This window comes from Gemmobacter denitrificans (genome assembly GCF_036964905.1).
Taxonomy (GTDB): domain Bacteria; phylum Pseudomonadota; class Alphaproteobacteria; order Rhodobacterales; family Rhodobacteraceae; genus Gemmobacter; species Gemmobacter denitrificans.
Map to the genome: position 1 here is coordinate 279,973 of NZ_JBALHR010000001.1, position 25,645 is coordinate 305,617.

26 protein-coding genes and 1 tRNA gene are annotated in these 25,645 nt (G+C 63.9%); 19 read left to right on the forward strand and 8 right to left on the reverse strand.

What is annotated here, in order from left to right; genetic code table 11:
• Positions 1-47 precede the first annotated feature (47 nt).
• From V6590_RS01365 to V6590_RS01430, 14 genes are all read left to right on the forward strand, one after another.
• Complete coding sequence (locus tag V6590_RS01365) at positions 48-3,455, forward strand: indolepyruvate ferredoxin oxidoreductase family protein (protein WP_335418411.1); 3,408 nt, start codon at positions 48-50, stop codon at positions 3,453-3,455.
• A gap of 64 nt (positions 3,456-3,519) precedes the next feature.
• Positions 3,520-4,401, forward strand: a complete 882-nt coding sequence (locus V6590_RS01370) for a lysophospholipid acyltransferase family protein (RefSeq protein WP_335418414.1) — start codon at positions 3,520-3,522, stop codon at positions 4,399-4,401.
• Positions 4,402-4,416: 15 nt separating this feature from the next.
• Entirely contained in the window at positions 4,417-5,229 is an 813-nt protein-coding gene (locus V6590_RS01375) for a glutamate racemase (RefSeq protein ID WP_335418417.1), read from the forward strand.
• A complete protein-coding gene (locus V6590_RS01380; protein WP_335418420.1) occupies positions 5,229-5,993 on the forward strand; it encodes a DUF1684 domain-containing protein in 765 nt (254 codons plus the stop codon). Before V6590_RS01375 ends, V6590_RS01380 begins: the two co-directional genes overlap by 1 nt.
• A 64-nt stretch (positions 5,994-6,057) precedes the next feature.
• Positions 6,058-7,086, forward strand: coding sequence for an N-acetyl-gamma-glutamyl-phosphate reductase (argC, locus tag V6590_RS01385; protein ID WP_335418421.1), 1,029 nt, complete (start codon positions 6,058-6,060; stop codon positions 7,084-7,086).
• A 34-nt stretch (positions 7,087-7,120) separates the two neighbouring features.
• Positions 7,121-7,573: a cytochrome c maturation protein CcmE gene (gene ccmE / locus V6590_RS01390; RefSeq protein WP_335419351.1), complete on the forward strand. Its 453-nt coding sequence runs from the start codon at positions 7,121-7,123 to the stop codon at positions 7,571-7,573.
• Positions 7,574-7,633: 60 nt separating this feature from the next.
• Positions 7,634-8,245: a holin-associated N-acetylmuramidase gene (locus tag V6590_RS01395; RefSeq protein WP_335418424.1), complete on the forward strand. Its 612-nt coding sequence runs from the start codon at positions 7,634-7,636 to the stop codon at positions 8,243-8,245.
• Between the two features lie 2 nt (positions 8,246-8,247).
• Positions 8,248-8,526, forward strand: coding sequence for a hypothetical protein (locus V6590_RS01400; protein WP_335418427.1), 279 nt, complete (start codon positions 8,248-8,250; stop codon positions 8,524-8,526).
• 57 nt (positions 8,527-8,583) lie between these two features.
• Entirely contained in the window at positions 8,584-10,326 is a 1,743-nt protein-coding gene (gene argS, locus V6590_RS01405; RefSeq protein ID WP_335418430.1) for an arginine--tRNA ligase, read from the forward strand.
• Positions 10,327-10,393: 67 nt separating this feature from the next.
• Positions 10,394-11,458 (forward strand): SPOR domain-containing protein, encoded by a 1,065-nt coding sequence (locus V6590_RS01410; RefSeq protein WP_335418433.1) that lies wholly within the window; start codon positions 10,394-10,396, stop codon positions 11,456-11,458.
• Complete coding sequence (nagZ, locus tag V6590_RS01415) at positions 11,455-12,462, forward strand: beta-N-acetylhexosaminidase (protein ID WP_335418436.1); 1,008 nt, start codon at positions 11,455-11,457, stop codon at positions 12,460-12,462. Before V6590_RS01410 ends, nagZ begins: the two co-directional genes overlap by 4 nt.
• Positions 12,455-13,246, forward strand: coding sequence for a segregation and condensation protein A (locus V6590_RS01420; protein WP_335418439.1), 792 nt, complete (start codon positions 12,455-12,457; stop codon positions 13,244-13,246). The genes nagZ and V6590_RS01420 overlap by 8 nt, the downstream gene beginning before the upstream one ends.
• The gene (scpB, locus tag V6590_RS01425) at positions 13,243-13,881 is read left to right on the forward strand and encodes an SMC-Scp complex subunit ScpB (protein WP_335418442.1); all 639 of its coding nucleotides are present in this window, start codon (positions 13,243-13,245) and stop codon (positions 13,879-13,881) included. The genes V6590_RS01420 and scpB overlap by 4 nt, the downstream gene beginning before the upstream one ends.
• A gap of 1 nt (position 13,882) precedes the next feature.
• Complete coding sequence (locus V6590_RS01430) at positions 13,883-14,089, forward strand: hypothetical protein (RefSeq protein ID WP_335418445.1); 207 nt, start codon at positions 13,883-13,885, stop codon at positions 14,087-14,089.
• A gap of 2 nt (positions 14,090-14,091) precedes the next feature.
• Here V6590_RS01430 and V6590_RS01435 read toward each other — a convergent pair whose 3' ends face one another.
• The 8 genes from V6590_RS01435 to V6590_RS01470 all read right to left on the reverse strand — a co-directional run bounded on the left by V6590_RS01435 (position 14,092) and on the right by V6590_RS01470 (position 19,800).
• A complete protein-coding gene (locus V6590_RS01435) occupies positions 14,092-15,162 on the reverse strand; it encodes a 2'-deoxycytidine 5'-triphosphate deaminase (protein WP_335418448.1) in 1,071 nt (356 codons plus the stop codon).
• Between the two features lie 67 nt (positions 15,163-15,229).
• Positions 15,230-15,307 (reverse strand) — tRNA-Pro (locus V6590_RS01440).
• Positions 15,308-15,368: 61 nt separating this feature from the next.
• Complete coding sequence (locus tag V6590_RS01445; protein WP_335418451.1) at positions 15,369-16,322, reverse strand: MerR family transcriptional regulator; 954 nt, start codon at positions 16,320-16,322, stop codon at positions 15,369-15,371.
• A gap of 14 nt (positions 16,323-16,336) precedes the next feature.
• Positions 16,337-16,639 (reverse strand): integration host factor subunit alpha, encoded by a 303-nt coding sequence (ihfA, locus tag V6590_RS01450; protein ID WP_335418454.1) that lies wholly within the window; start codon positions 16,637-16,639, stop codon positions 16,337-16,339.
• A gap of 127 nt (positions 16,640-16,766) precedes the next feature.
• Positions 16,767-17,738: a beta-ketoacyl-ACP synthase III gene (locus V6590_RS01455; protein WP_335418457.1), complete on the reverse strand. Its 972-nt coding sequence runs from the start codon at positions 17,736-17,738 to the stop codon at positions 16,767-16,769.
• The gene (gene plsX / locus V6590_RS01460) at positions 17,735-18,835 is read right to left on the reverse strand and encodes a phosphate acyltransferase PlsX (RefSeq protein WP_335418460.1); all 1,101 of its coding nucleotides are present in this window, start codon (positions 18,833-18,835) and stop codon (positions 17,735-17,737) included. Before plsX ends, V6590_RS01455 begins: the two co-directional genes overlap by 4 nt.
• A 24-nt stretch (positions 18,836-18,859) precedes the next feature.
• A complete protein-coding gene (gene rpmF, locus V6590_RS01465) occupies positions 18,860-19,066 on the reverse strand; it encodes a 50S ribosomal protein L32 (RefSeq protein ID WP_335418464.1) in 207 nt (68 codons plus the stop codon).
• A 176-nt stretch (positions 19,067-19,242) separates the two neighbouring features.
• Complete coding sequence (locus tag V6590_RS01470; protein ID WP_335418467.1) at positions 19,243-19,800, reverse strand: YceD family protein; 558 nt, start codon at positions 19,798-19,800, stop codon at positions 19,243-19,245.
• Between the two features lie 219 nt (positions 19,801-20,019).
• On the opposite strand from V6590_RS01470, the gene V6590_RS01475 reads away from it, so the two are divergent.
• From V6590_RS01475 to V6590_RS01495, 5 genes are all read left to right on the forward strand, one after another.
• Positions 20,020-20,502: an outer membrane protein assembly factor BamE gene (locus V6590_RS01475; RefSeq protein ID WP_434063220.1), complete on the forward strand. Its 483-nt coding sequence runs from the start codon at positions 20,020-20,022 to the stop codon at positions 20,500-20,502.
• 51 nt (positions 20,503-20,553) lie between these two features.
• Positions 20,554-21,291, forward strand: coding sequence for a GNAT family N-acetyltransferase (locus V6590_RS01480; protein WP_335418473.1), 738 nt, complete (start codon positions 20,554-20,556; stop codon positions 21,289-21,291).
• 48 nt (positions 21,292-21,339) lie between these two features.
• Entirely contained in the window at positions 21,340-23,145 is a 1,806-nt protein-coding gene (locus V6590_RS01485) for an ABC-F family ATP-binding cassette domain-containing protein (protein WP_335418476.1), read from the forward strand.
• Positions 23,146-23,212: 67 nt separating this feature from the next.
• Positions 23,213-24,604, forward strand: coding sequence for a cysteine--tRNA ligase (cysS, locus tag V6590_RS01490; RefSeq protein ID WP_335418477.1), 1,392 nt, complete (start codon positions 23,213-23,215; stop codon positions 24,602-24,604).
• Complete coding sequence (locus V6590_RS01495; RefSeq protein WP_335418480.1) at positions 24,601-25,644, forward strand: cysteine desulfurase family protein; 1,044 nt, start codon at positions 24,601-24,603, stop codon at positions 25,642-25,644. The genes cysS and V6590_RS01495 overlap by 4 nt, the downstream gene beginning before the upstream one ends.
• Position 25,645 lies beyond the last annotated feature (1 nt).

The following is a 25,645-nucleotide window of genomic DNA, read 5'->3' on the forward strand; positions in this document are numbered from 1 at the left end:
TGACCTATTATGCTGCAAGGCCAGCCGATTTGCAGGGGAGGTGCACAATGGGCAAGCAGGATGCGATCCTGAGGAATGTCACTTTGGCGGATCGCTATGATCTGGCCAAATCACCTGTCTTGCTGAATGGCACACAGGCGCTGGTGCGTCTGATGCTGATGCAGCGGGCGCGCGACCGTGCCGCAGGGCTTGATACGGCGGGCTATTGCACCGGCTATCGCGGGTCGCCCCTGGGGGCGGTCGATCTGACCATGAGCAAGGCCCAGCGGGAACTGGCGGCTGCCGATATCCTGTTCCAGCCCGGCCTGAACGAGGATCTGGCTGCCACGGCCATCTGGGGCAGTCAGCAGGCGGAATTGCGCGGCGAGGGCAAGCATGACGGCGTCTTTGCCCTGTGGTACGGCAAAGGCCCGGGGGTGGATCGTACCGGCGATGTCATGCGCCATGCCAATATGGCCGGAACCAGCCGCCATGGTGGGGTGCTGATGGCGATGGGCGATGATCACACCGGCGAAAGCTCGACCGTGCTGCACCAGTCCGACTGGGCGATGGTTGATGCCTATATGCCGGTGGTCAGCCCGGCCGGTGTTCAGGAAGTGCTGGATTACGGCCTGTATGGCTGGGCGCTCAGCCGTTTTGCCGGGGTCTGGGTGGGTCTGAAGACGATGAAGGACACGGTAGAGGCCACCGCCGTTGTCGATGGCAGCCCGTTCCGCATGCAATTCGTGACCCCTGACTTCCGCATGCCGCCGGGCGGGCTGAATATCCGTCTGGGCGATACGCCCGTCGCGCAGGAAGCGCGGATGATCGACTACAAGCGCTTTGCCGCCGAAGCCTTCAGCCATGCCAACAAGATGGACAAGCGCGTCTGGGGCCGCCCCGGTGCCCGGATCGGCTTCGTTGCGGCGGGAAAGAACTGGCTGGACCTGACGCATGCTCTGTCTTTGCTGGGGATCGACGCCGCCGAGGCTGACCGGCTGGGCCTGACCACCTACAAGGTGGGCCAAACCTTCCCCATGGACATGAAGGGTTTTAATGAATGGGCAGAAGGTCTTGAAATCATTGTGGTTGTCGAAGAAAAGCGCAAGCTGATCGAAGTGCAGGTCAAGGAAGCGATCTTTGACAACCGCCGGGGCCGCCGCGTGTTGGGCTGGCATCACGACCGGACCCAAGAAGAGCTGTTTCCCACGCGCTATGCGCTGGATCCGATGCTGATTGCCGAAAAGCTGGGCGGCATCCTGATCGAGGAAGGCCGCGGCACCGACCGCATCAAGGTGGGGCTGGCCCGCATTCAGGACATGCGCCGGGCCGACAATGCCCGCGATCTAGCGGCGCGTCTGCCCTATTTCTGCTCCGGCTGCCCGCATAACAGTTCGACCAAGGTGCCCGAGGGCAGCCGTGCCTATGCCGGGATCGGCTGTCATTACATGGTGCAATGGATGGACCGCACCACCACCGGCTTTACCCAGATGGGCGGTGAAGGGGTGAGCTGGGTGGGCGAGGCGCCGTTTTCCAAACGGGATCACGTGTTCCAGAACCTGGGCGATGGCACCTATAACCATTCCGGTGCGCAGGCGATCCGGGCGGCCTTGGCGGCAGGCACCAACATCACCTACAAGATCCTGTTCAATGACGCGGTCGCCATGACGGGTGGTCAGTTCAATGAAGGCGGCCTGACGCCCGACCGCATTGCCCGCGAGGTTCTGGCCATGGGCGTGCGCGAGGTCGTGCTGGTTCATGACCCCAAGGAGGGGCTCGATCTGTCGAAATTCCCCGCTGAGGTGAAGCGCGAAACCCGCGACGCGCTCGACCCTGTGCAGAAGCGTCTGGCCAAGGTGCCCGGCGTGTCGGTTCTTCTTTATGTTCAGACCTGCGCCGCCGAAAAACGCCGCCGCCGCAAGAAAGGCAGCTTTCCTGACATCGACCGCCGCGTCTTCATCAACACCGATGTTTGCGAAGGGTGCGGCGATTGTGGCGTGCAATCGAACTGCGTTTCGGTGGTGCCGGTGGAAACCGAGTTGGGGCGCAAGCGCGGGATCGACCAATCGTCGTGCAACAAGGATTTCAGCTGTCTGCAGGGGTTCTGCCCCAGCTTTGTGACACTGGAAGGTGCAAAGCCAAAGAAATCCAAAGGCCTGGCGCTTGATCTTCCTGCTTTGCCTGAACCCGCGCTGCCCATGATCCGGGGCACACATAACATCGTGATCACCGGGGTCGGCGGCACAGGCGTTGTGACCATTGGCGCGATCCTGGCCATGGCTGCGCATCTGGATGGCAAAGGCGCGGGGATGATGGAGATGGCCGGCCTCGCCCAGAAAGGCGGCGCGGTGCATATCCATTGCCGCATCGCCAATGCCCCCGAAGATATCTCGGCCATCCGGGTTTCGGTGGGCGAGGCTGACGCGGTGATTGGCGGTGATCTCGTGGTGACGGCAGGCGCAAAGACCATTGGCCTGATGACCACAGGGCGCACGCGTGCCGTGGTGAACGACCATGAAATCGTGACGGGCGAATTCACCCGCAATACCGAATTTCGTATTCCGCAAGAAGATTTGCGCGTCGCTCTTCAGGCACGCCTGCGCGATGGGGTCAGTTTCATCGACACGTCGGAACTGGCCCGGGTTGCGCTTGGGGATTCGATCTATTCCAACATGCTGCTGTTGGGCATGGCCTGGCAGGCCGGTCTGGTGCCGCTGTCGGAACTCGCGCTGCGCGAAGCGGTGCGCCTGAATGGCGCGGGGGTGGAGGCCAATCTGCGCGCCTTTGATCTGGGACGCTGGGCGCAGGCCTTTCCTGAACAGGCACAGGCGCTGCTGGTGCCGCAAGAGGCCGTGCCGGTCGATCCCGTCGCCTATCGCGCCGATCATCTGCGGGCCTATCAGGACGAAGTTCTGGCCAAGCGCTATCTGGCGCGCGTGAATGCGGCCCCGCCTGCGCTGCGGCTGGCGCTGGCCAAGGGTTATCACAAGCTGCTGGCCTACAAGGACGAATACGAAGTGGCCCGTCTGCATCTGCAAACCGCTGAAAAGGCGGCAGAACAGCTGGACGGCATCAAGGCGCTGCGTTTCCACCTTGCGCCGCCCATTCTGCCCGGCAAGGCGGCGGATGGTCGGCCAAGAAAACGCGAATTCGGCCCCTGGATCTTGCCGCTGTTCCGGCTGTTGGCGCGGATGAAGGGGCTGCGCGGCACCAGATTTGATCCTTTCGGGCGTCATCCGGAGCGGCGGATGGAACGCGCGCTGATCGCGCAATATGAACGCGATCTGGATGCGCTGCTGCCACTGGCAAGCCCCGAAACCGAGGCCCTGCTGGTCGAGTTGCTCGAATTGCCGCTGACCATCCGTGGCTTTGGTCCGGTGAAAGAGGCTAATGCGGCCAAGGCCGAAAAGCGTCGCGCCGAATTGATCGCAAAAATTCGTGCAGGCGGGGACGCTGCGCCACGCAAGGCGGCCTGAATGTCATCACCCTGTGACCTTCCTGTCGTTATTCCGTCTTCTGAACAATGACAGGAGGGGCCGGATGATCCGTGCCGATGTAAGCCGCGACATCAGCTATGCCAGTGCGGCGCAAAGCCGTGCCGGGCGGGTGTTGATCCGGGCTCTGGAACAGGGAACCGGACGCAACCGCGTCATTGCCCGCGCGGCAGGATACGAGCACGAGATTTCCTCGGGGCGCAGCTTCTGGCAGGTGATGCCGGAACGCTTTGGCCTGCAGCTTGACGTGCTGGCCGGTGATCTGGCCGCCATCCCTTCGCAGGGTCCGCTGGTGATGATTGCCAACCACCCTTACGGTATTCTGGACGGGCTGATGATGGGCCATCTGCTGGACCGTCTGCGCGGCGATTTCCGCATTCTGGCCAATTCGGTGTTTGTGAAGGCACCCGATCTGCGCCGCGTGATTCTGCCCATCAGCTTTGACCCCACGCCCGAGGCCGTGGCGCTGAACCTGCAAACCCGGCGCGAGGCGCTGAGCTATCTGGCCGATGGCGGTGCGATCGGGGTGTTTCCGGGGGGCACGGTCTCTACCTCGGCCAAACCGCTGTTCGCCAAACCGCTGGACCCGGGCTGGCGCAACTTCACCGCCAAGCTGATCCAGCGCAGCGGGGCGACGGTGGTGCCGGTGTTCTTCACCGGTCATAACAGCCGGTTGTTCCAGATTGCGAGCCATCTGCATTACACGCTGCGTCTGGGCCTGCTGATCAAGGAATTCCGCGCCCGGCTGGACCGGCCTGTGCAGGTCGTGATCGGCAAACCGATTCCGGCTGCCGATCTGGCCGGTTATGGGTCAGATGCGCGTGGCATGATGGATTTCCTGCGCGCGGCCACCTATGCCCTTTCACCCGATCCGATTGATCCCTATGCTTTGGGTCACGAATTCGAGGCGAAATACAAGACCCGGTAGCGGGAGGGCAGAACGATGGCGGTGGGTGTGTTCGACAGCGGCCTTGGCGGGCTGACGGTGCTGGATGCGGTGGCGAAGCGTTTGCCGGATGTGCCCTTTGTCTATCTCGGCGACAATGCCCACGCGCCCTATGGCGTGCGCACCCATGATGACATCTTCAATCTGACCTGTGCCGCCACCGAACGGCTTTGGGCCGAAGGGTGCGATCTGGTCATTCTGGCCTGCAATACCGCATCCGCCGCAGCGTTGAAGCGGATGCAGGAAAGCTGGGTGCCCAAGGACAAGCGTGTGCTGGGTGTCTTTGTGCCGCTGATCGAGGCGCTGACCGAACGGCAATGGGGTGACAATTCCCCACCGCGCGAAGTGGCGGTGAAGCATGTGGCGCTGTTTGCAACGCCCGCGACCGTGGCCAGCCGCGCGTTTCAGCGAGAGCTTGCGTTCCGCGCGATCGGGGTTGATGTCGAGGCGCAGCCCTGCGGTGGTGTGGTCGATGCAATCGAACAGGGCGATGAACTGCTGGCCGAAGCCCTGGTGCGCAGCCATGTCGAGGCGTTGAAGCGCCGGATGCCGCATCCGCAGGCGGCCATTTTGGGATGCACCCATTACCCTTTGATGCAAAAGGCCTTTCAAGAGGCGCTTGGGCCGGATGTGAAAGTGTACAGTCAGGCCGGATTGGTGGCGGAAAGTCTGGCCGATTACCTGATCCGCCGCCCGGAATTCCTGGGATCCGGCACGCAATCCAAATTCCTGACAACGGGCGATCCGGGCAATGTGTCGTCCAAGGCCACGCAATTCCTGCGCCGCCCGATCCGGTTCGAGGCCGCCTGATGGACTGGGCCGCTTGGCAGGCGGATCGGCTGGCTGCCCTGCGGGCCGAGGATGGCTGGTTGAACCTGACCGATCGGGTTGAAATCGCCCCGGGCCGGATGACCGTGGGCCGGTCAGCGCAGAACGATGTGGTTCTTTCGGTTGGCCCGGATCACCTGGGCGTGCTGGAGCTTTGTTCCGACCTCACGGCGCGGCTGACAACCAGCACCGAGACACTGGATTTCCACCCCCAGCCCGAGGCCCCGGCGCGCCTGTCGGTGGCGGGGCTGATGCTGGAAATCCATGTGGTTGATGGCGCGGCGGCGCTGCGGGTTCGGTTGATCGACGATCCGCGCCGCCTGAATTTCGGGGGGATCACCTGCTTCGCCTTCGATCCTGCGTGGGTGGTGCGGGCCGAATGGGTGGCATTGCCAAGCCCGATCACCCGACAGGCGGAACTGGTGAAAGGGCGCAGCGATCGGGTCACGCAAACCCATGTCGCACGGTTTTCCCATGCAGGGCATGATGTCGGTCTTGTGCCGCTGCATATGAAGGCAGGTCGACCGATGTTCGTGATCCGCGATGCCACCTCGGGCTGCGAAACCTATGCCGCGTCGCGCTTTCTGATCGGCGAAGTGGTGGGGAATATGGTGGTGCTGGATTTCAACCGCGCCTTCAACCCACCCTGCGCCTTTACCGATTTCGCGGTCTGCCCCTTGCCCCCGCCTGAAAACCGGTTGCCCTTCGCGATCCGTGCCGGGGAACGTGCGCCAGACCCGCACTAACCCCTTGCATCAACGCCCCTTGCGCCGCAAAGAAGAGGCGCAAATCCGGCAGAAGGGGCGGGACATGAAGAAGCGCATCGCAATCCTCGGGGCATCGGGCTACACGGGTGCCGAACTGGTCCGCCTGATCGCCACCCATCCGCGCCTGCAGATCGTGGCCCTGTCGGGAGACCGCAAGGCTGGCATGGCGATGGCCGAGGTCTTCCCCTTTCTGCGCCACCTTGACCTGCCGAAACTGTGCAAGATCGACGAGATCGATTTTGCCAAGGTCGATCTGGCCTTCTGCGCCTTGCCGCATGCCACCAGCCAGGCCGTGATCAAGGAATTACCGCGTGATCTCAAGATCGTGGATCTTTCCGCCGATTTCCGGCTGCGCGACGTGGCGGAGTATGAAAAATGGTATGGCCAACCCCATGCCGCGCCCGATCTGCAGGCCGAGGCGGTCTATGGCCTGACCGAATTTTACCGCGAAGACATTCGGGCGGGGCGTCTGGTGGCGGGAACGGGCTGCAATGCTGCTACCGGCCAATATGCCCTGCGTCCGCTGATCGAGGCGGGCTGCATCGATCTGGATGATATCCTGCTCGATCTGAAATGCGGGGTTTCCGGTGCCGGTCGGTCGCTCAAGGAAAACCTGCTGCATGCCGAATTGTCAGAGGGCACCCATGCCTATTCTGCCGGTGGCAAGCATCGGCATCTGGGTGAATTCGATCAGGAATTCAGCAAGATCGCCGGGCGGCCCGTGCTTGTGCAATTCACCCCGCATCTGGCCCCGATGAACCGGGGCATTCTGGCCAGCGTCTATGTGAAGGGCGATGCGCGGACCATCTGGTCCACGCTGGAGGCGCGCTATGCGCTGGAGCCGTTCATCGAGGTGCTACCTTTCGGCGCACTCCCCTCGTCGCGCGATGTGCGGGGCTCCAACTTCTGCCATATCGGGGTGGTGGGCGACCGCATCCCGGGCCGGACCCTGGTGGTGGCCACGCTGGACAACCTGTGCAAGGGATCGTCCGGTCAGGCCCTGCAGAATGCCAATCTGATGCTGGGGCTGGAGGAAACCGAAGGGTTGATGGGGGTGGCCACCTTCCCCTGATCCCGCCGCGCGAAGGAGAACCCAGATGTCAGGTCTGAAAGGCTTGAAGAAAACCCGCCGCATCCAGATCATCCTGCTGGCCTTTGTGTTGCTGGTGGGTTCCACGGCGCTGATCGGTTACGCCATGCGCGATGGCATCAACCTGTTCCGGGCCCCCGCGGAAGTGATTGCCGAACCGCCCGCCCCGGGCGAGGTGTTCCGTCTGGGCGGGTTGGTAGAACCCGGCAGCATCAAGCGCGGGCAGGGGGAAACCATCACCTTCAACGTGACCGATGGGGCGGAGGTGATCCCGGTCGCCTTTACCGGCGTGTTGCCCGATCTGTTCAGCGAAGGTCAGGGCATGATTGGCACTGGTCAGATGCAGGATGGCACTTTTGTCGCTTCGGAAATCCTGGCCAAGCATGATGAAACCTATATGCCGAAAGAGGTCATGGAAGCCTTGAAGGAACAGGGTGTTTACAAGGATCCGGGCGCACCGAACGGCTGATTGGCGCTGAATTAACCCTGGCAAGCCAGCCTGACCCCCAAAGCAACCGGGGGTCTGGCCATGAAACATCCGCGCGATATTGCCCGCGAAATCGTTGCCCGCGAAGGCGGCTATGTGAACGATCCCGCTGATCCCGGCGGGGCCACGAATTACGGGGTCACCATCCATACCATGCGCCGTCTGGCGCTGGATCTGACCGGCGATGGCCGTGTGGGGATTGATGATGTCAAGCGCCTGACCCGGGACCAGGCGGTTGAAATCTTCCTGCGCGACTATTTTGAAAAGCCGGGGATTGATCGGTTGCCCCGCTGCCTGCAGGCCTCGGTCTTTGACATGTATGTCAATGCGGGGGCCAATGCCGTGAAGATCCTGCAGCGTTTGCTGACCGATCTGGGCTGGCCGCTTGTTGCCGACGGGGTGATCGGGCCCAAGACGGCGCTGGCCGCAGCACAGGCGGCTGAAGCCATGCCCGGCACGCTGGCTGATGCCTATGGGGTGGCGCGGCGGGATTATTATTACGGTCTGGCGGATGCCCGTCCGGCCAGCCGCAAATATGCCCGCCGCCGCGATGGTGGCAAAGGGGGCTGGATCGTCCGGGCCGAGGAATTCATCAGCCCGCATTTTCACCTGACAGAGGCGCAGCACCGCGCCCGAACCGCCCGTTGGGGATGACCATGTTGCCCGATCCCGCACGCCTGCGCCGGGTTGCCGCCCTGCTGACCGAGGGGCTGGAAGACCAGCCCCTTCCCGCAAAGATCGACCTGCTGAACCGCGCGATCCGCCCGCTTGCCGTTCTGCTGGTTCTCTGCCTGCCCGCCTTGGCCTTTGTCGATCCGCTGCGCTATGGGGCCGGCGTGGCGGTGCTGGGGCTGACGCCCTGGCCGGTCTGGGGCCTGTGCGCCGCCGTTCTCGCCCTGCATTTCCTGACAAGACCCGGGCCGAAAGCGGGCTGAACTTGACCCGCCTTCCGCCCTCTGGCATGAGCCGGAGGGTCAGGAAGGACGGATGTGATGAACCTTTTCACCGAATTGCGCGCGCTTGTGATCGCCGAACTGGGCGCGATGGAAGCGGCAGGGCAATTGCCCGCCGGGCTTGAAACTGCCGCTGTGGCGGTAGAGCCGCCGCGCGACCCGGCCCATGGCGACATGGCAACCAATGCGGCCATGGTGCTGGCCAAGCCCGCGGGCCTTGCGCCGCGCGTGATTGCCGAGGCGCTGGCCGCCCGCCTGGCCGCCGATCCCCGCATTGCCAGCGCCGAAGTGGCTGGCCCCGGGTTCCTGAACCTGCGCCTCAATCCCGGTGTCTGGCAGGGTCTGGTGCGCACTGTCCTGCAGACGGGCACCGATTTTGGTCGGTCCGACATCGGCGCAGGCCAGAAGGTGAATGTCGAATTCGTATCCGCCAATCCCACCGGCCCGATGCATGTGGGCCATGTGCGCGGTGCCGTGGTGGGTGACGCGCTGGCCAATCTGCTGGCCTTTGCGGGATGGAACGTTACCCGCGAATATTACATCAACGATGGTGGCGCACAGGTCGATGTTCTGGCGCGCAGCGCCTTTGAACGCTACCGCGAGGCCAATGGTCTGGAACCGGAAATCCGCGAAGGTCTGTATCCGGGCGATTACCTGATCCCGGTGGGCGAGGCGCTGAAGACAAAATACGGCACCACTCTGCTCGACCAGCCGGAATCCGTCTGGCTGGATGAGGTGCGCGACTTCGCGACCGATGCGATGATGGCCATGATCCGGGAGGATCTGGCCGCGCTTGGCGTGCGGATGGATGTCTATTCCAGCGAAAAGGCGCTCTATGGCACTGGCCAGATCGAGGCTGCGATCGAAACGCTGCGCGGCATGGACCTGATCTATGATGGCGTGCTGGAACCGCCGAAGGGCAAGACCCCCGAAGATTGGGAACCGCGCGAGCAGACCCTGTTCCGCTCCACCGCGCATGGCGATGACGTGGACCGCCCGGTGATGAAATCGGATGGCAGCTGGACCTATTTCGCGCCAGATATTGCCTATCATTACAACAAGGTGCAGCGCGGCTTTGATCAGCTGATCGACATTTTCGGCGCTGATCATGGCGGCTATGTCAAGCGCATGAAGGCCGCCGTCTCGGCGCTTTCGGGGGGGCGCGTGCCGCTGGACATCAAGCTGATCCAGCTGGTCAAGCTGTTCAAGAATGGCGAGCCCTTCAAGATGTCCAAGCGTGCGGGCACCTTTGTCACCCTGCGCGATGTGGTCGAGGAAGTTGGCGCCGATGTGACCCGCTTTGTCATGCTGACGCGCAAGAACGACATGGCGCTGGATTTCGACTTTGACAAGGTGATGGAACAGTCGAAGGACAACCCGGTCTTTTATGTGCAATATGCCAATGCCCGGATCAATTCGGTCCTGCGCAAGGCCAGAGCGGCCGGGGTGTCGGTGGATGACGCCACCTTGGCCACTGCCGATCTGTCCGTTCTGAACCATCCGGCCGAACTTGCGCTGATGGGCAAGATCGCGGAATGGCCGCGTCTGGTTGAAATCGCGGCCAAGGGCAATGAACCGCATCGCGTGGCCTTCTATCTCTATGAACTGGCCTCTGATCTGCATGGCCTGTGGAACCGTGGCAATGATGAGCCCGGCTTGCGTTTCGTGCAGGAGGATACCAGCGTCACACAGGCAAAAATCGGCCTTGCCCGCGCTGTAAGCGTTGTGATTTGCGCCGGTCTTGCTATCTTGGGTGTCACGCCGGTCGAGGAAATGCGCTGAAAACAGGCGCCCGACCGGGAAACAGGCAAAGCGCGGGACGCAAGCCCCGCGCATGAGGCATGCGGGCATGGCGGACGTGAATTTCGACGAACTCGACACCGGGTATGAACCCCCTGCGCCGGCGCGGCGGCCCAGCCGGTTGCCGATGCTGGCAGGGGCGGCAATCTCGCTGGGCCTGCTGGCGGCTGGCGGGCATTGGGCCTATCAGAACGCCATGCGCAGCCTGCATGGTATCCCGGTCATCAAGGCCGAACCGGGGCCAATGCGGATCGCGCCGGAAAATCCGGGCGGCGAGGTGGCGGCGCATCAGGGGCTTTCGGTCAATGATGTGGCGGCGGTTGGTGTTGCCACCCCCTTGCCCGATCAGATCGCATTGGCGCCCCGGCCCGATGAACTGGCCGTTGAAGATACGCCGGGTCTGGCACCGGAGCCGCCCGCGGCGCTGGTCACCCCGACTGACAGCCCCGCCGCACAGCCCATCGTGCCCGCCCCTGATGCCTTGCCGGACCCGCTTTTCGTAGCCCCGACCCCAGGCCCGGCAGCCGATGGACCTTCACTCGCGGAAACGGCCCCCGGTTTTGCTCCGCCCACCAGCCTGTCTGTTGAACCGGTTGAACCAGAGGCTGCCCCCGCTGCTGATCCGGTGGCGGCTGCGCAGGCGCTGGCGGATGCGCTGGCCAATGGGGCGACCCCGCTGGCCCCTGTCGTGGCTGCACCCACGCCAGAGCCGGTGATCGACGCCCCGGTTGTGCCGGGCGGCATTGGCAAATCGCTGCGCCCCGCGCCGCGCCCGGGTGGGCGCAGTGTGGCCGCGGCCCCGGATGGTGTGGCCGCGGCGCTCGCCCTGGCAACCACCGAAATTGATCCGACTACGCTTTCCCCCGGAACACGTCTGGTGCAGTTCGGCGCGTTTGATACCGCCGATGAAGCGCGCGCGCATTGGGACAAGCTGGCGGGTCAGTTCGGCGAATTGCTGACGGGCAAGGGCAGGGTGATCCAGTCCGCTGAAAGCGGGGGCCGCACCTTCTATCGCCTGCGCGCCCATGGGTTCAGCGATGAGGCCGATGCCCGCCGCTTCTGTTCTGCCATCACCACCGAAGGGCCGGAATGCATTCCGGTGGCGCTGCGATGAGCTTGGGGCAGGGTGCCACCATCTTCGGTTGTTCGGGCGCAGACCTCGCCGCCGATGAAGCCGCCTTTTTCCGTGACGCCGATCCGTTCGGGTTCATTCTGTTCGCCCGGAATGTCGAAAACCCGGATCAATTGCGCCGCTTGACCGCTGCATTGCGGGATGCGGTGGGCCGCGATGCCCCTATCCTGGTCGATCAGGAAGGCGGGCGGGTGCAGCGGCTGCGTGCCCCGCATTGGGCCGAATGGCTGCCGCCGCTGGAGGCGGTGGCGCGGGCCGGGGCCAATGCGGCGCGCATGATGTGGCTGCGGGCCCGATTGATCGCCGCAGAATTGCGCGATGCTGGCATTGATGGCAACTGCGCCCCCTGTCTGGATCTGGCAACCGATCAGACCCATACCTTCCTGCGCAATCGCTGCTATGGCGAGGCGCCCGCAATCGTGGCGGACCTGGGTCGGGCGACGGCAGATGGCCATCTGGCGGGCGGGGTTCTTCCGGTGATGAAACACCTGCCTGGCCACGGGCGGGCCACGGGCGACACGCATCACGATCTGCCCACGGTCAGCGCGGACGCTGATACCCTGCAAGCCACCGATTTCGCGCCATTCCGGGCGCTGGCCGATCTGCCGATGGCCATGACGGCGCATATCGTATTCTCCGCCTATGACAGCGCGCCTGCGACCTGTTCGCCCCAGATGATCCGGTTGATCCGCGAGGACATCGGCTTTCATGGTCTGTTGATGAGCGATGATCTCAACATGCAGGCCCTGTCGGGCACATTGGCAGAGCGGGCGGCGCGGGCCATTGCGGCGGGCTGTGACATTGCACTGCATTGCAAGGGCGATCTGGCCGAAATGCAGCAGGTGGCTGCAGCGGCGGGCCAAATGGGGGCCGAGGCCATGGCCCGTGCCGCAAAAGCCTTGGCCGCGCGCCATGCCCCCGAACCCGCCGATCTTGTCGCGCTGCGTGCCGAACATGATGCGCTTCTGGGCGCGGCGCATGTCTGATCTGTGGGGCGACAGCGATCCCCGGCAAACAGTCAGCGACCGGCTGGCCGCCGAGGCGCTGATCGTCGATGTGGACGGGTTTGAAGGGCCGCTGGACCTGCTGCTGACGCTGTCGCGCACCCAGAAGGTGGATTTGCGGCGCATATCGGTGCTGCAACTGGCAGAGCAGTATCTGGGTTTTGTGAACAAGGCCAAAGCCTTGCGGATCGAACTTGCGGCGGATTATCTGGTGATGGCGGCTTGGCTGGCCTATCTGAAATCCCGCCTTCTTCTGCCCCCGGACCCGACCGAGGAAGGCCCGAGCGCCGAGGAACTGGCCGCCCATCTGGCCTTTCAGCTGGAACGTCTGCAAGCCATGCGTGAAGCTGCAGCCCGGTTGATGGCACGCGATCAGAAAGGGCGCGATTTCTTTGTGCGGGGGCATCGGGAAGAAATCGAACGCGCCCGGCGCATCACCTATACCGCCAGCCTGATCGATCTGATGCGCGCCTATGCCCGCATCCGCACCAAGGATGAATTCCGCCCCTTCGTGATGGACCGCCATCATGTCTATACCATGGAACAGGCGCTGGAGCGTCTGCGCGGCATGATCGGCTATGCCGCCAGCTGGACCGATCTGCAAAGCTGGCTGCCCGAAGGGTGGGACACCAATCCGATGCGGCGGCGATCATCATTGGCGGCCCATTTTGCCGCTGTGCTGGAAATGGCCAAGCGCGGCCAGATCGATCTGCGCCAAAGCGAAACCTTCGCCCCGATCCAGATCCGCCAGAAGGTCCCCGAATGAGTGATCCGCGCGAACAAAGCCTGTTCGAGGCCCCGCCGATTGCCGAACAGGAACGGATGGTCGAGGCCATTCTTTTTGCCAGTGCCGAACCGCTGAGCGTGGCGCAACTGGGCGCGCGGCTGCCGCATGGCTGCGATGCCGCCGAGGCGCTGGCCTATCTGCGCCGCCGCTATGAAGGGCGGGGCGTCCGGGTGGTGCGGGTGGGGGATGGCTGGGCCTTTCGCACCGCGCCCGATCTGGGTTTCCTGATGCAGACCGAGGTGGTGGAAACCCGCAAGCTCAGCCGGGCGGCCATCGAAACGCTGGCCATCATCGCCTATCACCAGCCGGTCACCCGGGCCGAGATCGAAGAAATCCGGGGCGTTGCCGTCAGCCGGGGCACCATCGACCAATTGCTGGAAATGGAATGGATCCGGTTCGGACGCCGCCGCATGACCCCGGGCCGCCCGGTTACCTTTGTGGTGACGGAAGGCTTCCTTGATCACTTCGGGCTGGAATCAGCGCGCGACCTTCCGGGGCTGAAAGACCTGCGCGCGGCGGGCCTGCTGGACAACCGGCCACTGCCTGGCAGCATGGGCAAACCCGATGAGGATGACGAAGATCCCTCGGGCCAGACCGAATTGTTTGAGGATTGAGATGGACCTGCAACGCCTGTTCCAGATGCTGTTCAATAGGGTTGTCAGCCGGATGATTGGCCGCGCGATGAAGCTGGGGATCGACCGTATGGTCGGACCGAAACCCGATCGCAAGACCATGACACCGGCCGAGCGTACCCAAGCCGATCAGGCCGCAGCGATGACACGCCGCGCCAAGCAGGCGACGAAGTTCATCCGGCGGCTGTGAACTCAGCGGAAGTGCTTGGCCAGTTTCAGGCCCTGACCCTGATAGTTTGACGCGATTCCGGCACCATACAGGGTTTCCGGGCGGCTTTGCATACGTTCATAGACCAGCCGCCCCACAACCTGCCCATGTTCCAGAACGAAGGGCGCTTCGTGGCAGCGGACCTCCAGCACGCCACGCGACCCATGCCCGCCCGCCGCATCATGGCCAAAGCCCGGATCGAAGAACCCGGCATAATGCACCCGAAACTCGCCCACCATCGCCAGGTAGGGGGCCATTTCGGCGGCATAATCGGGCGGGATCGTCACGGCTTCGCGGCTGACCAGAATGTAGAAGGCACCAGGGTCCAGAATGATGCGGCCATCATTGGTGCGGATTTCCTCCCAGAACTCCGCCGCCGGATAATGCCCGATCAGATCAAGATCGATCACCCCGGTATGCGGCTTGGCGCGATAGCCTACCAGATCGCCCGCTGAGGGGCGCAGATCGACCGAAAAGCCCAGGCCTTCCGAAATTACCGCAGGGCCGCTGACCAACGGGTCGGCGGCATGCAGCGCCGACAATTCGGCATCGGACAACAGAGCCTGCCCCTGCCGGAACCGGATCTGGTTCAACCGTTGGCCCGCACGGGCCAGCACCGAAAAGCTGCGCGGGCAGACCTCGGCGTAAAGCGGGCCGGTATAGCCTTCCGGAATCCGGTCAAATTCGACCCCGCCATCGGTGATGGTGCGGGTCAGCAGATCCAGGCGCCCGGTCGAGCTTTTGGCATTGGCCACGGCGGTAACACCTGTCGGCAATGCCAGATGTTCCATCAGCGGGATGACATAGACGCAGCCCTTTTCCAGAACGGCCCCGGCGGTCAGGTCCATCCGGTGCATTTCGAATTCGGCGATGCGGTCTTTGACGCTGCGGCCCTGACCGGCCAGAAAGGACGCGCGGACACGATAAGCCACCGCACCCAACCGCAGATCAAGGCTGGCGGGTTGAATTTGTGCAGGCAGGATTGTCGGTTCTGCGGAAATTGCGCCGCTGTGTATCATCTGGCGCAGGGCTTGTGCGGGCAGAACTCCGGTCACCTGAAGCGCCTTTCTTCGGTTATGAAAACGCCCGCACCTTGTTGCCAAGGGCGGGCGGTTTTCGATTTGGTCGGGCCGGTGAGATTCGAACTCACGACCTTCCGCCCCCCAGACGGACGCGCTAACCAGGCTGCGCCACGGCCCGACAGGGCGGATACATAACGATAATTCCGGCAGGGGCAAGCGACAAAACGCATCTGCGCAAATTATCCGTTGCGGGTTTTGCGCGCCCCTTGCATGCGGTCTTGCAACGCTTGCAGGCGGGGCAACAGTGCTGCCAGCGCAACAGCGCGGCTGGCGCGTTGATCCGGCGCAAGCGCACGCAAGAGCGAGGGCAACCAGGGCTGATCGCAGAGCCGCAACCCCAGTTCCGATTCGTTTTCCATCTCGGCGGCGGGCTGTTCGACGGTTTTTTCCGGCACGGCAGGTGCGGCGGCGGCAGATGTTTGCGGGTCGTTTGCCGCCTCAGCTTCACCTTCAGCCGCTGCGGGGTCAGCCGTCGCCATCACCTCTGGCAAAGGCTTGGGCAAAGGGTCAGATCGCTGCGCCTGCACCTCTGGTTCAGCCAGGTCACCCTGCGTACCAGGGTCTGCGCTCGGCGGTGCAGAGAGGGTATGGCCCGATGCCGGTCCCATGGCTTCGATCTGCGATGGCGTAGGAACGGGGGCCATGACGGGCGCCGGGTGTTCCACCGGCAGATCAAACAGCGATCCTTGCTGCGGGGATGTCTCGGTCCGGGCAGGGTCCTGGGCGCGGCTGCGTTGCAGGCTTTCGGTGATGGCGCCCTTTTCCACCCAATCGACGATGGCTACAACTTCCGCGCCGTCCGATGATGACAGATCGGCACTGCCGATGGCTTCGGCCATGTCATCAAGATCGGGATCGACATCGTCGCCAGACAGCCCGGCAACATGGCGAACACCTTGTTCCCGCAGGATTTTCTGCACGCCGCGGATGGTCATCCCTTCATCGTGCAGCAATTTGCGGATGCCGGTCAGCAGGGCCACATCGGCAGGCCGGTAATAGCGGCGTCCCCCGGCACGCTTGACCGGCTTGATCTGCGGAAAACGGCTTTCCCAGAATCGCAGCACATGCGCCGGCGTTTCCAACAGATCAGCCACCTCGCTGATGGTGCGGAAGGCGTCGGGGGACTTGTCCATCGGGCGGGCCGCGATCAGCGTTTCTTGCCGTTGGCGACGCGTTCCTTCATCAGATGCGATGGGCGGAAGGTCAGCACCCGGCGCGGGCTGATCGGCACTTCATCCCCAGTCTTGGGATTGCGTCCGACACGGGCAGATTTGTCACGCACCGAGAAGGTGCCGAAGGAAGAAATCTTCACCGTTTCGCCTGCGGCCAGCGCATCGGAAACATGCTGCAGCACCGCCTCGACAAGATCGGCGGATTCATTGCGCGACAGGCCGACTTCGCGGAAAACCGCTTCGCTCAGGTCCATGCGGGTCAGTGTCTTTTCGCTCATCATTCCCCCCCGGGTTTTGGACAGATTGGGGGCAATGGGTTTTCGAGTCAATATCAACCACTTGGATGCGGTTGTTGAGACGGTTTTTACATCGCTTCCGGCTAAATTGTCGCCGGAAAGCGAACAGTTACCAGCGCAGGACCACCGCGCCCCAGGCGAGGCCACCGCCGATCGCCTCCATCACCAGCAGATCGCCCGGCTTGATCTGCCCGCGCTCATGCCCGACCGACAAAGCCAGCGGGATCGAAGCCGCCGATGTATTGCCATGATCCTGCACCGTCACGATCACACGCTCCATCGGCACCTGCATCCGTTTGGCAGTGGCTTCGATGATGCGGATATTGGCCTGATGCGGGACGATCCAGTCCACATCCTCGCCCGACAGGTTCACCTTTTCCAAGGCGGCGTGTGCGGTTTCTGCCAGCTTTTCAACAGCATGGCGGAACACTTCCTTGCCCTGCATCCGCAGGTGCCCAGTCGTGCCGGTGGATACGCCGCCATCCACATACAGGATGTCGCGATGCCGCCCGTCGGAATTCAGGTCGGTGGACAGGATGCCACGATCCGCCGGATCGCCATTGCCCTCTTGCGCCTCGAGGATCAGCGCACCAGCCCCGTCGCCGAACAGCACGCAGGTGCCGCGGTCGGTCCAATCCATCAGCCGCGAAAAGGTTTCGGCACCGATGACCAGCACGCGCCTGGCCTGACCGGACAGGATCAACGCATTGGCATTGGCCAGTGCAAAGACGAAACCGGCGCAAACTGCCTGAACATCGAAGGCAAAGCCCCGCGTCATGCCCAGCCGGGCCTGAACCATGGTGGCCGCCGAAGGAAAGGTAAGATCGGCGGTCGAGGTGGCCAGAACCAGCGCGTCGATATCGTCGGGCTCTAGGCCAGCCATATCCAGCGCGGCCTGGGCCGCCCTTGTCGCCAGATCCGATGTGGTCTGACCTTCGGCCACGAAATGCCGCCGTTCGATCCCAGACCGCGACCGGATCCATTCATCCGACGTATCGATCATGGTTTCGAATTCGGAATTCGGCACCACCCGCTCGGGCAGATAGTGGCCCACACCCTTCACAACCGCCCGGATTGTCATTGTTTTTGCCCGCTCCCCTCGACGGCGGCATCCTGCCCGGCCCGGCCCGCAGATGCAAGCCGTGCTGCAAGCCGGTCATTGAAGCCCGACCGGGCCAGTTGCGCCGCCAGACGGATGGCCGCAGCCACGCCCGTCGAATCGGCAGAACCGTGGCTTTTCACCACCGTGCCATTCAGGCCCAGAAAAACCCCGCCATTCACCCGGCGCGGATCGATCCGGCGCTGCAGGCGTTTCAGGGAATTCAGCGCCAGAAGGGCCGCGAATCTCGACAGTATCCCCGCGCCGAAGGCCTCTTTCAGGAAATCCGAAATCAGCTTGGCGGTGCCTTCACCGGTTTTCAGCGCGATATTGCCGGTGAATCCGTCGGTCACGATCACATCCACCCGGTCGGACGGGATATCGCCGCCTTCGACAAAACCGACGAAATCGAATCCTGCCGCGTCTTGCGCCGCCAGCATCAGATCATGCGCCTGCTTCAGTTCGGCCCGGCCCTTGTGTTCTTCGGTGCCCACATTCAGCAAGCCAACGCGCGGCCGCCGCAGGTTCATGCCGTTGCGGGCATAGGCAGCGCCCATGGTGGCGTATTGCAGAAGGTCTTCGGCCTCAGCCTTGATGTCGGCGCCCACGTCCAGCATCACGTTGAAACCGCCGGGATTGCGCGATGGCCAGAGGCAGGCGATGGCAGGGCGATTCACCCCGGGCAGCTTGCGCAGGCGGATCATGCTGACGGCCATCAGCGCCCCGGTATTGCCGCAGCTGACAGCGACCCGGGCCTCGCCTTCCTTCACCGACTCGATCGTGGACCACATCGACGTGCCCTGGCCATGGCGCATGACCTGGCTGGGCTTGTCTTCCATGGTGACCACGCGCGGCGCATGACGGATCGACACGCGTCCCGCGATTTCGGGATGACGGGCGATCAGGGGGGCCAGCACCGTTTCGTCGCCATGCAGGACGAAAGACAGCGCATCATCGCTGCGGGCAGAATCAACAAGACCGGCAACAACCGCTGCCGGCCCGCGATCGCCACCCATGGCATCCAGAGAGATGACGGTGCGCTGCTGCGCTTCACCCGGACGTTCGATTCCGTTCGACATGGGAAGCGGCGATAAGGAGGCGGCTTACGCCGCGTCCTCGTCAACGTCCACTTCTTTGGTCATCGCGAGGACTTCGCGCGAATCGTAATGGCCACAAGCGCCGCAAACGTGGTGCGGGCGCTTCAGTTCGCCACAATTCGGGCATTCCGCCGGGTTGCCGGCGACAAGGGCGTCATGCGAACGGCGCATGTTGCGACGCGATTTGGTGACTCGGTTCTGCGGGACAGCCATGTCTCGACCTCGGGTTAGTGAGGGGACAAGCCCCTGATTTTCCTTTGGGAACCACCATTTCAGCCCGGTTCGGGCCCAAGCGGTTCCGCGATGTTTGCAGGGCGCGGAACATACAGGGATTTCGCCGGGCCGCAAGTGTTTTCTGCGCCTGCCGAATCCTGCGCCTGCCGTTGCGCTCAGCCGTCGCCCTTCTGCCCTTTCCCCAGCTGTTCCGCAAGGGTTGCCAGCGCTGAGAAGGGCCGAAGATCCTCGTCGCGCATCGGGGCCACCCCTGGTGCGGCAAAGACGGCCTCGCCCAGGGATGCGCCTTCGGCCCGCGGATACAGCGGCAGCGCCAGCATCAGCGCCTCGGTCGCGACCTGACCGGGATCGACGATTTCGGGCAGGGATTCCGCCGTGTCATCTTCGGGGATCTCGACCTCGTCGCCTTCGGGTTCGGGCATTTCGGCAAGGTATTGCCGCCGTACCGTTTCGCGGATCGGGCTGCGCACCGGCGCAAGCGTGACGGTGCAGGGCTGTTCCACCTCGGCCTGCAGATCGGCCAGCAATTCCCAGTCGCGCCGCCCCATCGGGCGCAGTTCGCCCTTGAACCGCAGGCTATGCAGCGCTGTCAGGCCAAGATCCTCTGCCAGCGCCGCGCGGGTCGCGGCATCGGGTGCCAGGTCGAAGCGGGTGGGTTTGCGGGCCGCAAGGGTTGCGATGCGCAAAGGGTGGCTCAGGATCGGGTCAGACATGTTTTCCTCATGCGGCGGGCACCCTTGGCGGGGGAACGGCGGATTGCATCCACGCGTTCCTTTCTTGAACAGTGGCCCGACCTTCTGTAAGCCAAGGTCAAGGACCGCCCGTGGCAATCAGCCGGGGATGCGGCAACGGATTTTGATACCGGGATACGGGGCCATCGCCGCCAAGGCAAGGCCCGCGCGCTTCCGGCGCAGGAATGGGGCAGGATGGATATGGGCAGATCGGTGGTGGAGCGGCGGATCAGAGCCCTGGCCGGTGCCCGGCTCTGGCTGGGCGGGATCGCGCTGTCACTGATCGTGGCAGCCTGCGCCCCGATCTATCGCAACCACGGCTACATTCCGGCCGAAACCGATCTGGCACAGATCGAGGTGGGCAGTGATACCCGCGAAACGGTCGCCGAAAAGGTGGGCCGGCCTTCCGCGCAGGGCCTGCTGAACGATATCGGCTGGTTCTATGTGCAAAGCCGCTGGAAGCACTACGGCGCCCGCGCCCCGCAAGAGATTGAGCGGCAGATCGTGGCCGTCACCTTTACCGAGTCGGGCGTGGTGCAGAATGTCGAACGCTTCGGGCTGGAAGATGGCCGCGTCGTCACGCTGTCGCGCCGGGTGACCGACAGCAATATCCGCGGTGTCGGGATCATCGCCCAGCTCATGCGCAATTTCGGCCGCTTCAACGCGGGCCAATTCCTGAATTGACGGCAAGCCATGCCCGCCGCATGGCGGGGGGCAGCATCGGCGGAGGCTGGGGTGGAACCATTGGTCCGGGGGCATTATCGGGCGCGGCTGGCGCAAGATACCGGCGATGTGGCTGCGGCGCAGCGGCTGCGACATTTGTGTTTCCATGGCCGCGAAGGGGTGGATGCCGACCGCTTTGATGATCTGTGTGACCATGTGCTGATCGAGGATGTCCAGCGCGGCGATCTGGTCTGCTGCTACCGCTTGCTGCCGCTGGGGTCTGGAGCGGCGCTGCCTGACAGTTATGCCGGGCAATTCTACGATCTGGGTCGGCTGACCGGTTTTTCGGCCCCGCTGCTGGAACTGGGGCGGTTCTGCTGCCATCCATCGGTGACCGACCCGGACGTGCTGCGGCTGGCCTGGGGGGCAATGACGCGCCGGGTGGATCATCTGGGCATCGGGCTTCTGTTTGGCTGCGCCTCGTTTTCCGGCACCGATCCTGCGCCCTTGCGCCCCGCCTTTGCCCAATTGGCCGCCCATCATCTGGCCCCGCCGGATCGCGCGCCACAGCCCAAGGCCCCCGAAACCTATGCCTATGCGCAGGACTTGGCCGGGCAGGTGCCCGATGCGCGGCAGGCGGCCCGGCTGCTGCCGCCCTTGCTGCGCACCTATCTTGGCATGGGGGGGTGGGTGTCGGATCATGCGGTGATCGACCGGCAGATGGGCACGCTGCATGTCTTTACCGGGGTCGAGATCGCGGCCATTCCGCCTGCGCGCAGCCGGGCCTTGCGGATGGTGGCCGGGGGCTGAATTGCCTCTGTGCTTGACCTTGGCCCATGGCGCTGCTAGCCGCGCCGCATGGCACGCGCACCCCTTCTCCAGCTTTCCGGCATCTCGCTGACATTCGGCGGCAATCCCCTGTTCGACGGGCTTGACCTGACCGTGCAACCCGGTGACCGGGTGGCATTGGTCGGGCGCAACGGTTCGGGCAAATCCACCCTGATGAAGGTCATGGCCGGGCTGGTCGAATCTGACACCGGCAACCGCACAGTGCCGCCCGGGGTGACCGTGGGGTACATGGAACAGGACCCCGACCTATGGGCTTTTGCGACCTTGGGCGATTATGCGGCCAGCGGTCTGCCATCCGAGGAAAGCTACAAGGTGGATGTGGTGGCCGAGGGGCTGAAATTTCGCCCCGAAACCCCGGTAGCCACCGCTTCGGGGGGCGAAAAGCGCCGGGCCGCCCTGGCCAAGCTGATGGCCGAAGCGCCGGAACTGATGCTGCTGGACGAGCCGACCAACCATCTGGACATTCAGGCGATCCAGTGGCTGGAACGCGAATTGTCGGAAACCCGCACGGCCTTTGTGCTGATCAGCCATGACCGCGCCTTCTTGCGCGCGCTGACCCGCGCCACGCTTTGGGTGGACCGGGGCGTCGTGCGGCGGCGCGAATCCGGGTTTGACGGGTTCGAGGAATGGCGCGAACAGGTCTGGGCTGAAGAGGACGAGGCCCGCCACAAGCTGGAACGCAAGATCAAGCACGAGGCGAAATGGGCCGTTGAAGGCATCAGCGCCCGGCGCAAACGCAATCAGGGCCGGGTGCGCGCGCTGCAGGCGCTGCGGGCGGAACGGTCGTCGATGATCCGGCGGCAGGGCACGGCGGCGCTGGAACTCGACAGCGGCCCGACTTCGGGCAAGAAGGTGATCGAGGCGCGGGGCCTGTCCAAAGCCTATGGCGACACCACCATCCTGCGGGATTTCGACATTCGCGTGCTGCGCGGCGATCGGGTGGCTTTCGTCGGCCCGAACGGGATCGGCAAGACCACGCTGCTGAAGATGCTGATCGGGCAAGAGGCCCCGGATGCAGGCACGGTAACGCTGGGAACCAATCTGCAGATCGCGGTTTTCGATCAGACCCGCGCCCGGCTGGACCCCGAGGCCAGCCTTTGGGAAAACCTGACCGGCGATCCGCTGATGGCCGTATCAGGGGCATCGGATCAGGTGATGGTGCGCGGCACGCCCAAGCATGTGGTGGCCTATCTCAAGGATTTCCTGTTCGACGAACGGCAGGCCCGGGCGGCGGTGAAATCGCTGTCGGGGGGCGAAAAGGCCCGGCTGCTGTTGGCCAAGCTGATGGCGCAGGATTCGAACCTGCTGATCCTGGACGAACCGACCAACGATCTGGATGTCGAAACGCTCGATCTGCTGCAGGATATTCTGGGCGATTACGATGGCACGGTGCTGCTGGTCAGCCATGACCGCGATTTCATCGACCGGGTGGCCACCACGACCATCGCGCTTGAAGGGCATGGCCGCGCCACCGTCTATGCCGGGGGCTGGACGGATTATCTGGCCCAACGGGGCGAAGTGGTGACCGATGCCCCCCCCGCCGCCAAAGCCCCCGCCGCGAAACCCGTGGCTGAGGCGCCGGTGAAAAAGGCTGACGGTCTGTCCTTTACCGAACGCAAACGGCTTGAGGCCCTGCCTGATCTGATCGCCAAGCTGGAGCGCGAAATCGCCAAGCTGGGCGAATTGCTGGCCGATCCCGATCTGTTCAGCAAGGACCCGGTGAAATTCCGCAAGGCATCCGACATGCTGGCCGAACGTCAGGCGGCGCAGGCGGCGGCGGAAGAGGAATGGTTGATGCTGGCCGAGCGGGAGTAAGGGTTTCCAAGCCCGCCCGAAACCGCTATCCCCGCAGGCCAAAGACCCGCGGACAAGGAGGCGGAACATGACCCAGATCAGGCTGCACAACAGCAAGACCCGCAAGGAGGAGGTGCTGGCACCGCTGACCCCGGGCAAGGTGAGCATGTATGTCTGTGGTCCCACCGTCTATGACCGCGCCCATATCGGCAATGCGCGCCCGGTGATCGTGTTCGACACGCTGTTCCGGCTCTTGCGCCATGTCTATGGCGCGGAAAACGTGACCTATGTGCGCAACTTCACCGATGTCGATGACAAGATCAACGCCGAGGCGCTGCGCCGTCAGGCGGCCGGTGTGCCCGGCACGCTGGAAGATTTGATCCGCGGCCGGACCGAGGAAACCATCGCCTGGTATCATGCCGACATGGATGCGCTTGGCGCGCTGCGCCCGACGCATGAACCACGCGCCACCGAATATATCGGCCCGATGATCGCGATGATCGAAGAGCTGATCGCCCGGGGCCATGCCTATGCCGCCGAAGGCCATGTGCTGTTCGATGTGCGCAGCTTTGCGGGCTATGGCGCGCTGTCGGGCCGGTCGGTCGATGACATGATCGCCGGCGCGCGGGTAGAGGTTGCCCCCTACAAGCGCGATCCGATGGATTTCGTGCTGTGGAAGCCGTCGGATGACAGTCTGCCGGGCTGGCAATCGCCCTGGGGCCGGGGGCGTCCCGGATGGCATATCGAATGCTCGGCCATGAGCCGCGAACTCCTGGGCGAAACCTTCGACATTCATGGCGGCGGGATTGATCTGCAATTCCCGCATCATGAAAACGAAATCGCCCAAAGCTGCTGCGCCAATCCGTCAGGGCAGTTCGCGAAGATCTGGATGCATAACGAGATGCTGCAGGTGGAAGGCAAGAAGATGTCCAAATCCTTGGGCAATTTCTTCACCGTGCGCGATCTGCTGGAACAGGGCTGGCCGGGCGAGGTGATCCGCTTTGTCTATCTGCAGACCCATTACAGCAAGCCGATGGACTGGACCGATGAAAAGGCGCGGCAGGCCGAGGCGACCTTGCGCAAATGGCGCGGGATGATCGCAGGGGCAGAGCCGGGGCAGGCTGACCCTTCCGTGGTGGCGGCCTTGTCGCAGGATCTGAATACGGCCGGTGCGATTGCCGAACTGCACGCCTTGGCGGGCAAGGGCGATGCGGCGGGGCTGTTGGCTTCGGCCCGACTTCTCGGTCTGCTGTTGCCTGACATGGGGGCATGGGCCGAACAGTCGGTCGATCTGACCGCCCATGCCGGTCATCTGGCAGCGCTGCGGGCCGATGCCATGGTGCGCAAGGATTTCTCGGCCGTCGATGCGATGAAATCCGCGCTGATGGCTGCGGGGGTCGAGGTGCGGATGTCGAAGGCCGGGGTCGAATTGCTGCCCGCTGCCGGGTTTGATGCCAGCAAGCTGCCTGTGCTGGAATGAAACCGCGCGTCTATCTGGATTGGAACGCCACCACGCCGCTGCGCCCCGAGGCGCGCGCGGCGATGGTGGCGGCCATGGATCTGGTCGGCAACCCGTCTTCGGTTCATGCCGAAGGGCGGGCCGCGAAAAGCCTGATGGAAAAGGCGCGCGGCCAGATCGCGGCGGCCCTGGGCGCGGATGGGGCGGATATCGTCTTTACCTCGGGCGCGACCGAGGCGGCGGCGCTGGCCTGTGCGGGCCGGGGCCTTGCTTGCTCGGATGTGGAACATGAGGCGGTCAGCGCCTGGTGTGCGCCCGATCTGGCGGTGGATGCGGCAGGGCAGGTGCAGGTGCCCGATCCGTCGCGGGCCGCGGTGCAGATCGCCAATTCCGAAACCGGTCTGCTGCAGACCTTGCCGCCCGGCCTTGCCGTCAGCGATCTGACACAGGGCTTTGGCAAACTGCCGCTGGCCTTCAACTGGCTGGGCTGCGACATGGGGCTGGTTTCGGCGCATAAGCTGGGCGGGCCAAAGGGAATCGGTGCGCTGGTGATCCGTCGTGGTCTGGATGTTGCGGCGCAACTTCGGGGCGGCGGGCAGGAAATGGGGCGTCGCGCCGGCACCGAAAACCTGATCGGGATTGCGGGCTTCGCCGCGGCGGCCGAGGCGGCAATGCGCGATCTGGCCGATGGCGTCTGGGAACGCGTGTCTGGAATTAGAAATATTCTAGAGTCAGCATTGTCAGCCGCAGCAAATGAGACTATTTCAGTCGGGAAAGGTGCGCTGCGCCTGCCCAATACCCTGTGCCTCGTCACGCCCGGCTGGAAGGGCGAAACGCAGGTGATGCAGATGGATCTGGCCGGTTTCGCCGTTTCGGCGGGCTCTGCCTGTTCCAGCGGCAAGGTCAGGGCAAGCCGGGTGCTGCGCGCCATGGGGTTTGACGAAACCGCCGCCGGGTCTGCCCTGCGCGTTTCGATCGGGCCCGACACGACGGAAGACGAAGTGCTGCGCTTTGCCGATGCCTGGGTGGCGCAGTATCGCAAGGCCCGCTTGCGGGCATGAG

Bases quoted from the DNA above. Each gene is read 5' to 3' on its own strand.
- V6590_RS01475 (WP_434063220.1), top strand. From the start codon at position 20,020: ATGGGCAGATCGGTGGTGGAGCGGCGGATCAGAGCCCTGGCCGGTGCC.
- argC (WP_335418421.1), top strand. From the start codon at position 6,058: ATGAAGAAGCGCATCGCAATCCTCGGGGCATCGGGCTACACGGGTGCC.
- V6590_RS01470 (WP_335418467.1), bottom strand. From the start codon at position 19,800: ATGTCTGACCCGATCCTGAGCCACCCTTTGCGCATCGCAACCCTTGCG.
- V6590_RS01455 (WP_335418457.1), bottom strand. From the start codon at position 17,738: ATGACAATCCGGGCGGTTGTGAAGGGTGTGGGCCACTATCTGCCCGAG.
- V6590_RS01380 (WP_335418420.1), top strand. From the start codon at position 5,229: ATGGACTGGGCCGCTTGGCAGGCGGATCGGCTGGCTGCCCTGCGGGCC.
- V6590_RS01375 (WP_335418417.1), top strand. From the start codon at position 4,417: ATGGCGGTGGGTGTGTTCGACAGCGGCCTTGGCGGGCTGACGGTGCTG.
- cysS (WP_335418477.1), top strand. From the start codon at position 23,213: ATGACCCAGATCAGGCTGCACAACAGCAAGACCCGCAAGGAGGAGGTG.
- V6590_RS01410 (WP_335418433.1), top strand. From the start codon at position 10,394: ATGGCGGACGTGAATTTCGACGAACTCGACACCGGGTATGAACCCCCT.
- V6590_RS01445 (WP_335418451.1), bottom strand. From the start codon at position 16,322: ATGGACAAGTCCCCCGACGCCTTCCGCACCATCAGCGAGGTGGCTGAT.
- ihfA (WP_335418454.1), bottom strand. From the start codon at position 16,639: ATGAGCGAAAAGACACTGACCCGCATGGACCTGAGCGAAGCGGTTTTC.
- V6590_RS01420 (WP_335418439.1), top strand. From the start codon at position 12,455: ATGTCTGATCTGTGGGGCGACAGCGATCCCCGGCAAACAGTCAGCGAC.
- argS (WP_335418430.1), top strand. From the start codon at position 8,584: ATGAACCTTTTCACCGAATTGCGCGCGCTTGTGATCGCCGAACTGGGC.
- V6590_RS01400 (WP_335418427.1), top strand. From the start codon at position 8,248: ATGTTGCCCGATCCCGCACGCCTGCGCCGGGTTGCCGCCCTGCTGACC.
- V6590_RS01395 (WP_335418424.1), top strand. From the start codon at position 7,634: ATGAAACATCCGCGCGATATTGCCCGCGAAATCGTTGCCCGCGAAGGC.
- V6590_RS01365 (WP_335418411.1), top strand. From the start codon at position 48: ATGGGCAAGCAGGATGCGATCCTGAGGAATGTCACTTTGGCGGATCGC.
- scpB (WP_335418442.1), top strand. From the start codon at position 13,243: ATGAGTGATCCGCGCGAACAAAGCCTGTTCGAGGCCCCGCCGATTGCC.
- V6590_RS01485 (WP_335418476.1), top strand. From the start codon at position 21,340: ATGGCACGCGCACCCCTTCTCCAGCTTTCCGGCATCTCGCTGACATTC.
- plsX (WP_335418460.1), bottom strand. From the start codon at position 18,835: ATGTCGAACGGAATCGAACGTCCGGGTGAAGCGCAGCAGCGCACCGTC.
- V6590_RS01370 (WP_335418414.1), top strand. From the start codon at position 3,520: ATGATCCGTGCCGATGTAAGCCGCGACATCAGCTATGCCAGTGCGGCG.
- rpmF (WP_335418464.1), bottom strand. From the start codon at position 19,066: ATGGCTGTCCCGCAGAACCGAGTCACCAAATCGCGTCGCAACATGCGC.
- nagZ (WP_335418436.1), top strand. From the start codon at position 11,455: ATGAGCTTGGGGCAGGGTGCCACCATCTTCGGTTGTTCGGGCGCAGAC.
- V6590_RS01430 (WP_335418445.1), top strand. From the start codon at position 13,883: ATGGACCTGCAACGCCTGTTCCAGATGCTGTTCAATAGGGTTGTCAGC.
- V6590_RS01495 (WP_335418480.1), top strand. From the start codon at position 24,601: ATGAAACCGCGCGTCTATCTGGATTGGAACGCCACCACGCCGCTGCGC.